Source organism: Thermoflexus sp. (genome assembly GCF_040289485.1).
Lineage (GTDB): Bacteria > Chloroflexota > Anaerolineae > Thermoflexales > Thermoflexaceae > Thermoflexus.
Genome location: NZ_PSLG01000019.1, coordinates 25,240 through 34,583 on the forward strand (window position 1 = coordinate 25,240; position 9,344 = coordinate 34,583).

The window sequence follows — 9,344 nt, forward strand, 5'->3', positions numbered from 1 at the left end:
GAAGGCCCGCGCGGGGACATCCAGGCCAGCGACGGAGGGGAAGATGGGCGCCGAGGCGCTGGTGGAAGTGCGCAACGTCTCTAAGATCTACGGGCGGCCGCCGCGACAAGTGGTGGCCGTTGAACGGGTCTCCTTCGAGATCCGTCCGGGGGAGTTCGTGGCCCTCCTGGGCCCCTCCGGCTGCGGCAAATCCACGTTGCTGCGCATGATCACCGGCCTGGCCCAGCCCAGCGAGGGGGAGATCCGGTATCGGGGCCGCCCCCTGCGGGGGATCAACCCCTATGCCACCATTGTCTTCCAGACCTTCGCCCTCTACCCGTGGCTCACCGTCCTGGGGAATGTGGAACTGGCCCTCAAAGCCCGTGGGGTGCCCCCTCCCCGGCGGCGGGAACGGGCCCTGGAACTGATCGACCTGGTGGGCCTGGACGGCTTCGAGCACGCTTATCCCCGTGAGCTCTCCGGCGGGATGCGGCAGAAGGTCGGTTTCGCCCGCGCCCTGGCCGCCGAGCCGGAACTGCTGTGCCTGGACGAGCCCTTCTCGGCCCTGGACGTGCTCTCGGCGGAGGCCCTCCGGGGCGAACTGATGGAACTCTGGCTCTCCAAACGCCTCCCCATCCAGGCCATCCTCATGGTCACCCACAACATCGAGGAGGCCGTCTGGATGGCCGATCGCCTGATCCTCATGGACAAGGACCCCGGCCGCGTCATCGCCGAACTGGAGGTCCGCCTCCCCCACCCCCGCCGCCGCAAGGACCCTTACTTCCAGGCGACGGTGGACCGGGTCTACGCCACCATTGCGGGTCGGACGGAGGAGCAGGTGCCCGGGAAGCGGCCGGGGGAGCCCGGGCGAGCCTATCGGATGCCGGAGGCCCGCATCAACGCAGTGGCCGGTCTGACGGAGAAGCTTCTGGAAGAAGGCGGCTGGGCCGACCTCTACCGGCTGGCCGAGGAGTTGCGCTACGAACTGGACGACCTGTTGACCATCGTGGAGGCGGCGGAACTGCTCGGCTTCGTGAAGGTGGCCGAGGGTGACATCACCCTCACCCCCCTCGGCGAGGCCTTCGCCGAAGCCAACATCCTGGCCCGCAAGGAGATCGTGGCCGGGCGCATCCTGCGCCTGCCCATCATCCGTTGGATCTACGAGACCCTCCACGCCGACGACGACGGCCGGGTCAGCGCCGATTACTTCCGGGAGCAATTGCAGCTGGACTTCACCCCCGAGGAGGCGGAGCGGCAACTGGAGATCGCCATCCACTGGGGCCGCTACGCGGAGTTGTTCGCCTACGACGAGGACGCCGACGAACTGTTCCTGGAGGAGATCCCCGCCCCCGCGGTGGAGTGAGGGCGGCCCCGCCCTCACGATCGGCCCAGCAGACGACGGGCGGCGTCCACCACGCGCTCCACAGTGAACCCCAGGCGGCGGTAGACCTCGGGATAAGGGGCCGAGGCCCCGAAGCGCTCCAGGCCGACGACCGCCTCGGCGTAGCGGAACCAGCCGTCCGGGACGCCGGCCTCCACGGCCAGGCGGGGGATCCCCGGCGGCAACACCGACCGGCGGTAGTCCTCCGGCTGGGCCTCGAAGATCTCCCAGCAGGGCATGCTCACCACCCGGGTGGGGATCCCTTCCGCCTCCAGAACCCGGCGGGCCTCCACGGCCAGGGCCACCTCCGAGCCGGTGGCAATCAGGACCAGGGCTGGGGGCAAGCGCCCGGCCTCGGCGAGGATGTAGGCGCCCCGATGCAGGCCCTCCGCCGGCCCCCACCCCTCCCCCGCCCGGTCTAGCACCGGCACCTTCTGCCGGGTCAGGATCAGGGCCACCGGACCGTCCGTCCGCCGCAGGGCGGCCTTCCAGGCCTCGGCCGTCTCGTTGGCGTCCGCGGGACGGATCACCCAGAGATTCGGGATCGCCCGCAGGGCGGCCAGGTGCTCCACCGGCTGGTGGGTAGGTCCATCTTCCCCCACGGCGATGCTGTCGTGGGTGAAGACGTAGATCACCGGCCGCCGCATCAGGGCCGCCAGGCGGATGGCCGGCCGCATATAGTCGCTGAACACCAAGAAGGTCCCCCCGTAAACCCGCCATGGTCCATAGAGGCTCATCCCGTTCAGGATGGCCCCCATGGCGTGCTCGCGCACCCCGAAGTGGATGTTGCGCCCGGAGAAATCCCCCCGCCGGATGGGTGGGAAGCCGTGCAGGTAGGTTTGGGTGGACTCCATCAGGTCCGCGCTGCCGCCCACCAGATGGGGGATCACCCGGGCCAGGGCGTTGAGGACCTTCCCGGAGGCCGCGCGGGTGGCCATGCCATCGGCTGAGGGTGGGAAGATCGGGACGGCCTCCTCCCACCCCTCGGGGAGTTCGCCGCGCCACCAGCGCTCCCATTCCGCCGCCAGGTCCGGGTGGGCCTCCGTGTAGCGGGCGAAGGTCGCCCGCCACTCGGCCTCCCATCCCGCCCCCAGGTCGACCAGGGCCCGCATGTGGGCGTAGACGGCCTCGGGCACGTGGAAGGGTGGCTCCGTCGGCCAGCCGAGCCGCTCCTTGGTCCGGCGCACCTCTTCGGCGCCGAGGGGCGCGCCGTGGGCTTCCGCCTTGTCTTGTTTGTGGGGGCTGCCGTAGGCGAGGTGGGTGTGGCAGACGATCAGGGTGGGCCGGTCGCCTGCCCGCTGGGCCTCGGCCAGGGCCTGGGCCACGGCCGCCCGATCGTGGCCGTCCACCTCCAACACCTGCCAGCCGTAGGCCCGGAAGCGGGCGGCCACGTCCTCGGTGAAGGCGAGGTCCGTGGGTCCGTCGATGGAGACCTCGTTGTCGTCGTAAAGGACGATGAGGTTGCCCAGCCCCCAGTGGCCGGCTAGGGAGGCGGCCTCGTGGGAGATGCCTTCCATCATGTCGCCGTCGGAGGCGATGACGTAAACGAAATGGTCGACCACGGGGAAGCCCGGGCGGTTGAAGCGCTCGGCCAGCATGCGGGCGGCCAGGGCCATCCCCACCCCGACGCCGAACCCCTGGCCCAGGGGCCCCGTGGTGACCTCCACCCCGCGGTGCGGGTCGTATTCTGGGTGCCCCGGTGTGGCGCTGCCCCACTGACGGAAGCGCCGGATCTCCTCCATGGGCATGTCGTAGCCCGAAAGGTGCAGCAGCGCGTAAAGCAGCATCGAGCCGTGGCCGGCCGAGAGGACGAACCGATCGCGGTTGGGCCACAGGGGGTTGCGGGGGTTGTGGCGCATGAAATAGCGCCACAGCACGTAGGCGGCATCCGCCATCCCCATCGGCATTCCAGGGTGGCCCGAGCGCGCCTGTTCCACCGCGTCCATGGCCAGGGCGCGGATGGCGTTCACACACAGGGCATCCCGTTCGGGGTCCATCGGTGGGACCTCGCCGCGGCGCATCGCACCCATCAATTGCACTCCTCGTGCGCGGTTTTTCAAAGACTTCATCCTACCACAGAAGCGAGCGGCCAGGAGAGGTCGATGTCAACCCAGCCGGCGGGAGGCTGGCGGCCGGGGTGCGGGCGGGAGGCCTGCGGAGAGCCCCAGCAAGGCGCCCAGGGCGATGGCGGCTATAGCCTCCCACAGAGGGAGGGGGAGGCCGGAGACCAGGGAGAAGAGCCAGGCCACGAACAAACCTAGGACTGCCCCGCTGAGGACCAGAAGGGGTCGGGCCCAGCGGGTCCGGAACGTCGCGGGCGGGGGCTCGGGCTGGGCGTCCATGTTTCACCGGATGGAGCGAGGCTTTCCCGTAGCAGAAAAAGGCGGTGTGAGGGTTTCCCCCACACCGACGGGATGGCGCCCCCGGCGCGACTCGAACGCGCAACCACTGGATCCGAAGTCCAGCGCTCTATCCCATTGAGCTACGGGGGCCCGTCCTCCAGGGGAGGGCGACGGGGATCGAACCCGCGGCCTCCTGATCCACAGTCAGGCGCTCTAGCCACTGAGCTACGCCCTCCGTGCGCTTTTTCATTTTACCGTGATCGCGCGCTACTGGCAACCCCGGGCTTCTCCTCAGGCTTCGAAGACCGCCTGGATCTGGTCCAGGGCCCAGTTGAGATCCTCCTGGGCGATGATCAGCGGCGGGGCGAAGCGCAGGATGTGCTCGTGGGTCTCCTTGACCAGGACCCCCCGTTCCTTCAGGGCCTCGGCGAAGCGCCGGGCCCCGCCCGCCTCCGGGCGCAGTTCGATGCCGATGAGCAGCCCCCGCCCGCGCACCTCTTGGATGAAGGGGCTCCGGATGGACCGCAGGCGTCGCAGGGCGTGTTCCCCGAGGGCCGCCGCCCGCTCCGGCAGCCTCTCCTCCACGATCACCCGCAGGGCCTCCCGGGCCACGGCGCAGGCCAGCGGATTGCCCCCGAAGGTGCTCCCGTGATCGCCGGGCCGGAAGACCCCCAGGATCTGCCGAGAGGAGACCACGGCCGAGATGGGCAGCACGCCGCCGCCCAGGGCCTTGCCCAGGATCACCATGTCGGGCCGCACGTCCTCCCACCAGGAGGCCAGGAGCCGCCCGGTGCGCCCCAGGCCGGTTTGGATCTCGTCGGCAATGAAGAGGACGTTGTGGCGGCGGCAGATCTCGGCCGCCTGGGCCAGGTAGCCGGGCGGCGGCACCCGCACACCCCCCTCGCCCTGGATCGGCTCCACCAGGAAGGCCACCGTGTTCGGCGTGATGGCCCGCTCCAGGGCCTCCGCATCTCCATAGGGGATGATCACGAAGCCGGGGGTGTAGGGGCCGAAGTCCTCCCGGTATTGGGGGACGGTGGAGAAGCTGATGATGGTGGTGGTCCGGCCGTGGAAGTTCCCCTCGCAGACGATGATCTCGGCCTTCCCTGGGGGGACGCCTTTCACGCGATAGCCCCACTTGCGCGCCGTCTTGATGGCGGTTTCCACGGCCTCGGCCCCCGTGTTCATGGGCAGGGCCATTTCGTAACCCAGCAACTCGCACAGTTCCTTGAGGAAGGGACCGATCTGGTCGTTCCGGAACGCCCGCGAGGTCAACGTCACCCGCTGGGCCTGCTCCATCAGCGCCCGGATGATCCGCGGGTGCCGGTGCCCCTGGTTCAGGGCAGAATAGCCGCTCAGGGCGTCAAGATAGCGCCGCCCCTCCACGTCGTAGACCCACACCCCTTCCGCCCAGGCGATGACCACGTCGATGGGCTTGTAGTTGGGGGCGCTGTAGGTGTCCTCCATCTCGATGTAGTCAGCGGAGCGCAGGATCGTCGGCGTCGTCATAGGAGCCTCCTGGGAAGATGTCCGCCCTTGCGACGGCGTCCTTCAAGAAGGGCCGGCTAGGCCCCACGCGGGTGCTCGGATCCGTGGGCGTCGGGCAGCAGCACCGACGCCGCCTCGCCCACAGGCACACGCATCGCCTGGTCCAGGGCCTGGCGGACCAGCGCCTCGATCTCCACGCGGGCCTCTATCTCCCGCACCGCCTCCACCGACGGGCGGGTGACCACCTTCGGTGGCATCAGGAACTGACAGCATTCCTCCCCCGGCATGATCGAGAGGTCATAAGTCCCGATGGCCCGGGCCCGCTCGATGATCTCCACCTTGTCCATCCCGATCAGCGGCCGCAGGATCGGCATCGTCGCCGCGTCTTCGATGGCCGCCAGGCTCTCCAGCGTCTGGGAGGCCACCTGGCCCAGGGAGTCGCCGGTCACCAGCGCCAGGCCGCCCTCCCGGCGGGTCAGTTCCTCAGCCACCCGGACCATCAGCCGGCGGTAAAGGATCAGCCGGTAAGGGGCAGGGGCTGCCAGGACGATGGCCCGCTGTGGCTCCCCGATGGGGACGATGTGGAGCCAGGGGGCCATGCCGTAGGGGCGCAGGCGCCGGACGATGGCTGTCGCCTTGGCCTCCGAGGCCGCCCAGTCCCCGAAGGGGCCGCTATGAAAGTGGATGGGGATCACCTCGCAGCCCCGCTTCAGCATGAAATAGCCCGCCACTGGGGAATCGATGCCCCCCGAGAGGAGCAGGCCCACCCGGCCGCTCACCCCCACCGGGAGCCCACCGGGCCCCCGATGCCGGGCGAAGGAAACCAGAGCCGTGTTGTAGGCGATCTCGATGTAAGCCTCCCACGCGGGCTCGGAGAGGTTCACCCGCCATCCGGTCTGGCGCTGGACGGCCGCCCCGATGTGCCGTTCGATCTCCTGGGAGGTGAAGGGGAACGATTTGTCGGCCCGGGAGGCCCGGATGCGGAAGGAAGGGACCGGCTCGGAGGGCAGATGGCGCAGCACGATCTCCGTCAAGGTGGCCAGGTCCTTGGGGGCGGGGATGGTCGGGGCGAAGTAGGCGATGCCGAAGACCGTGCGCAGGCGCTCCACCCACGCGGTCTCCGGGATGGGGCGTGGCAGGCGGACCAGCAACCGCCCCGGGAGGCGCTCCACCGAGGCCGGCCCGACGTCCTGCAGCCGCTCCTGGATCCGCCGGGCCAGGGTCCGCTCGAAGAACCCCCGGTTGTGGCCTTTCAGGCCGATCTCGGCGTAATGCACCACCGCATACCGGCTTTCCATAAATATCCTCCCTCCCGATCCCTTCGGGCGGCCAAAAAGGGGCGCGCTCGCTACCACGCGCCCCCTCCACCGGCAATGGGCGAGGCAGGACTCGAACCTGCGGCCCTCCGCTTGTAAGGCGGATGCTCTCACCCCTGAGCTACTCGCCCGTCTTCCCCGCCGGCCGGATCGCCGGCTGGGCGTTGTGGCGATTCATCGCCGCCTCCAGCCCCTCCTCAATGAAGGTCTGGATCGCCTGAGCGGCCCGGTGGAGGACCCCCTCCAGGATCTCCTCCTCATCGGGCCGGAAATCCTGGAGCACGTAATCGGCAGGGTCCATGGCGCCGGGGGGCCGCCCGATCCCGATGCGCAGCCGGGGGAACTCCGTGGTCCCCAGCGCCTGGACGATGGACTTCATCCCGTTGTGGCCGCCCGGGCTCCCCCGGGGCCGCAGCCGGATCGCCCCCAGGGGGAGGTCCATATCGTCATAGACCACCAGCAGGCGGTGGAGGGGAACCCGGTAGGCAGAGACCAGAGGGCGCACCGCGCGCCCGCTCAGGTTCATAAACGTCTGCGGCTTGGCCAGGATCACCCGCTGGCCCGCCATGCGCCCCTCAGCGAGCAGCGCCTGGTGCTGGATCCGGCGGAAGTGGAATCCATGGGCCTGGGCGAACACGTCCAGGGCCCGAAAACCCGCGTTGTGCCGGTTGCGGGCGTGCTCCGGACCTGGGTTCCCCAGCCCCACGATCAGCACCGGCGGCCCCTCGATCCCCTCCTCCCCCTTCGCCGCCGGCGGGGGCTCCGGGCGCAACGTCCGCAGGATCCGATCGATCCGCTCCAGGGCTTCCTCGTAGTTCAGGGTCACGGCGTCCTCACCCGCTCATTGCGCCCGGACCAGGATGGGTGCCCCTCGCCAGAGGGACTCCAGGTCGTAATAGCGCCGCTGGGGCGGCGCGAAGATGTGGACGATGATGTCCCCGTAATCCATCAGCACCCAGCCCGAGGCCGGATCCCCCTCCACCCGGGCGGGATCCACCCGGTAGCCTCGGGCGGTGGCCTCGGCGATGCCTTCCACGATCGCTTTCAACTGCCGTTCTGAGGTCCCCGTGCAGATGATGAAGTAATCGGCGAAGGTGGCACGGGATCGGATGTCCATCAACACCACATCCATCCCCTTCTTGTCGAGGATGGCGTCCACGATGCGATGGGCCAGGTCCAGCGTGTTCAGGGATCCACCTCCGTGCATCCCAGGTTCCCCGGCGGGCCGTCCGGCCGCCGTTTTCATTCTATCACGCGGCCGGGGATCCTGCAGCCCGGGCCCAGCGGCCCTTGCCTTCCAGGCGGAAGGGATCAAACGAAAGGCGGACGGTGGTGCCCCCGTTTGCACCCCTTGGAGCGCAGGAGGGAGGAAGCCATGGCCGAGACCCTCGCGGGCACGGCGCTCAGTGCGGAGGAGATCATCGACCTCTGTCGGCGCTACACGATCTACGAATGGTCCGCCCAGGGGCGGGTCGATCCCATCCCGGTGGTCCGCGCCCAGGGGGTCTACTTCTGGGACGCCCGGGGCCGGCGGTATCTGGATTTCAACTCCCAGTTGATGAACGTCAACATCGGCCACGGCGATGCGCGGGTCATCCGGGCCATCCAGGAGCAGGCCGCCCGCCTCCCCTATGTGAATCCGTTCATGGCGACGGAGCCCCGGGCCCGCCTGGGCCGGATGCTGGCGGAGATCGCCCCCGGCGACCTCCGGAAGGTGTTCTTCACCCTGGGCGGGGCCGAGGCCAACGAGAACGCCATCCGGATCGCCCGGCTCTACACCGGGCGGCATAAGATCATCGCCCGCTACCGCTCCTACCACGGGGCGACGGCCGGGGCCATCACCCTCACCGGCGATCCCCGCCGTTGGCCTTCGGAGCCGGGCATCCCCAGCGTCATCCACGTCTTCGATCCCTATCGCTACCGCTGCCGCTGGTGTAGGCGCGAGGCGCGCTGCACCCTGGACTGCCTGAACCACGTCGAGGACGTGATCCAGTTCGAGGGGCCCCACACCGTCGCTGCCGTCCTCATCGAGACGGTGACAGGGACCAACGGGGTCATCGTCCCCCCGTATGGGTAGCTCCAGGGCCTGCGGGAGATCTGTGACCGCTACGGGATCCTCCTGATTTGCGATGAGGTGATGAGCGGCTTCGGCCGCACCGGGGAGTGGTTCGCTGTCAACCACTGGGGAGTGGTCCCCGATCTGATGACCGTCGCCAAGGGTCTGACCTCTGGGTATCTCCCGCTGGTGGCGGTCCTCATGTCGGAGCGCATCGCCGCGTTCTTCGAGGAGCGCCCCTTCCCCGGCGGCCTGACCTACAACTCCCACCCGCTGTGCCTGGCCGCCGCCATCGCCACCCTCCAGGTTTACCAGGAGGACCGCCTGATCGAGAACGCGCAGCGGATGGGGGAGATCCTGGCGCGGGAACTGGCCCGCCTGAAGGAGCGGCATCCCAGCGTAGGGGATGTGCGGAGCATCGGCCTTTTCGGGATCGTGGAACTGGTGAAGGATCGGGAGACCCGCGAGCCTCTCGTCCCCTGCAACGCCCGGCCTGAGGAGATGGGGGTGATGAACCGGCTGCGGGAGTTCTTCCTTCAGAACGGCCTTTACACGTTCATCCGGTGGAACACTTTCTTCACCAACCCGCCCCTCTGTATCACCGAGGCGGAGCTGCGGGAGGGGCTGGAGATCATCGACCGGGGCCTGGAGATCACCGACCGGGCGGTGCGCTGATCCCACCGCGTGCCGGAGGGTTGACAACAGCTGACATTTTTATTATCAGCCGTTTCAGCCACGAAGCTTTCCGACGGGGCACGCCCGCACGGAATCCACCCCCTCAC

The 9,344-nt window shown here is 69.0% G+C and carries 7 protein-coding genes, 3 tRNA genes and 1 pseudogene; 2 read left to right on the plus strand and 9 right to left on the minus strand.

Annotated elements, in window-relative coordinates; genetic code table 11:
• Positions 1 to 43: 43 nt before the first annotated feature.
• On the plus strand, positions 44 to 1,342 hold the full coding sequence (locus C4313_RS05115; RefSeq protein WP_352428796.1) for an ABC transporter ATP-binding protein: 1,299 nt from the start codon (positions 44 to 46) through the stop codon (positions 1,340 to 1,342).
• 14 nt (positions 1,343 to 1,356) lie between these two features.
• Here C4313_RS05115 and tkt read toward each other — a convergent pair whose 3' ends face one another.
• From tkt to rsfS, 9 genes are all read right to left on the minus strand, one after another.
• Positions 1,357 to 3,390: a transketolase gene (gene tkt / locus C4313_RS05120; protein WP_503012449.1), complete on the minus strand. Its 2,034-nt coding sequence runs from the start codon at positions 3,388 to 3,390 to the stop codon at positions 1,357 to 1,359.
• A 75-nt stretch (positions 3,391 to 3,465) separates the two neighbouring features.
• Positions 3,466 to 3,702, minus strand: coding sequence for a hypothetical protein (locus C4313_RS05125; protein WP_352428797.1), 237 nt, complete (start codon positions 3,700 to 3,702; stop codon positions 3,466 to 3,468).
• 73 nt (positions 3,703 to 3,775) lie between these two features.
• Positions 3,776 to 3,852: transfer RNA gene (locus C4313_RS05130), tRNA-Arg, on the minus strand.
• Positions 3,853 to 3,864: 12 nt separating this feature from the next.
• A tRNA-His gene (locus C4313_RS05135) sits at positions 3,865 to 3,937 on the minus strand.
• A gap of 56 nt (positions 3,938 to 3,993) precedes the next feature.
• Positions 3,994 to 5,211, minus strand: coding sequence for an ornithine--oxo-acid transaminase (rocD, locus tag C4313_RS05140; RefSeq protein WP_352428798.1), 1,218 nt, complete (start codon positions 5,209 to 5,211; stop codon positions 3,994 to 3,996).
• 56 nt (positions 5,212 to 5,267) lie between these two features.
• Entirely contained in the window at positions 5,268 to 6,488 is a 1,221-nt protein-coding gene (thiI, locus tag C4313_RS05145) for a tRNA uracil 4-sulfurtransferase ThiI (protein ID WP_352428799.1), read from the minus strand.
• A gap of 76 nt (positions 6,489 to 6,564) precedes the next feature.
• Positions 6,565 to 6,637 (minus strand) — tRNA-Val (locus C4313_RS05150).
• Positions 6,628 to 7,221, minus strand: coding sequence for an aminoacyl-tRNA hydrolase (gene pth / locus C4313_RS05155; RefSeq protein ID WP_352428803.1), 594 nt, complete (start codon positions 7,219 to 7,221; stop codon positions 6,628 to 6,630). Before pth ends, C4313_RS05150 begins: the two co-directional genes overlap by 10 nt.
• A gap of 126 nt (positions 7,222 to 7,347) precedes the next feature.
• Positions 7,348 to 7,713 (minus strand): ribosome silencing factor, encoded by a 366-nt coding sequence (rsfS, locus tag C4313_RS05160; RefSeq protein WP_352428800.1) that lies wholly within the window; start codon positions 7,711 to 7,713, stop codon positions 7,348 to 7,350.
• 168 nt (positions 7,714 to 7,881) lie between these two features.
• On the opposite strand from rsfS, the pseudogene C4313_RS05165 reads away from it, so the two are divergent.
• Positions 7,882 to 9,237 (plus strand): annotated as a pseudogene (locus C4313_RS05165) (aminotransferase class III-fold pyridoxal phosphate-dependent enzyme).
• The last annotated feature ends 107 nt before the right edge of the window (positions 9,238 to 9,344 follow it).

Bases quoted from the DNA above. Each gene is read 5' to 3' on its own strand.
- C4313_RS05115 (WP_352428796.1), top strand. From the start codon at position 44: ATGGGCGCCGAGGCGCTGGTGGAAGTGCGCAACGTCTCTAAGATCTAC.
- tkt (WP_503012449.1), bottom strand. From the start codon at position 3,390: ATGGGTGCGATGCGCCGCGGCGAGGTCCCACCGATGGACCCCGAACGG.
- C4313_RS05125 (WP_352428797.1), bottom strand. From the start codon at position 3,702: ATGGACGCCCAGCCCGAGCCCCCGCCCGCGACGTTCCGGACCCGCTGG.
- rocD (WP_352428798.1), bottom strand. From the start codon at position 5,211: ATGACGACGCCGACGATCCTGCGCTCCGCTGACTACATCGAGATGGAG.
- thiI (WP_352428799.1), bottom strand. From the start codon at position 6,488: ATGGAAAGCCGGTATGCGGTGGTGCATTACGCCGAGATCGGCCTGAAA.
- rsfS (WP_352428800.1), bottom strand. From the start codon at position 7,713: ATGCACGGAGGTGGATCCCTGAACACGCTGGACCTGGCCCATCGCATC.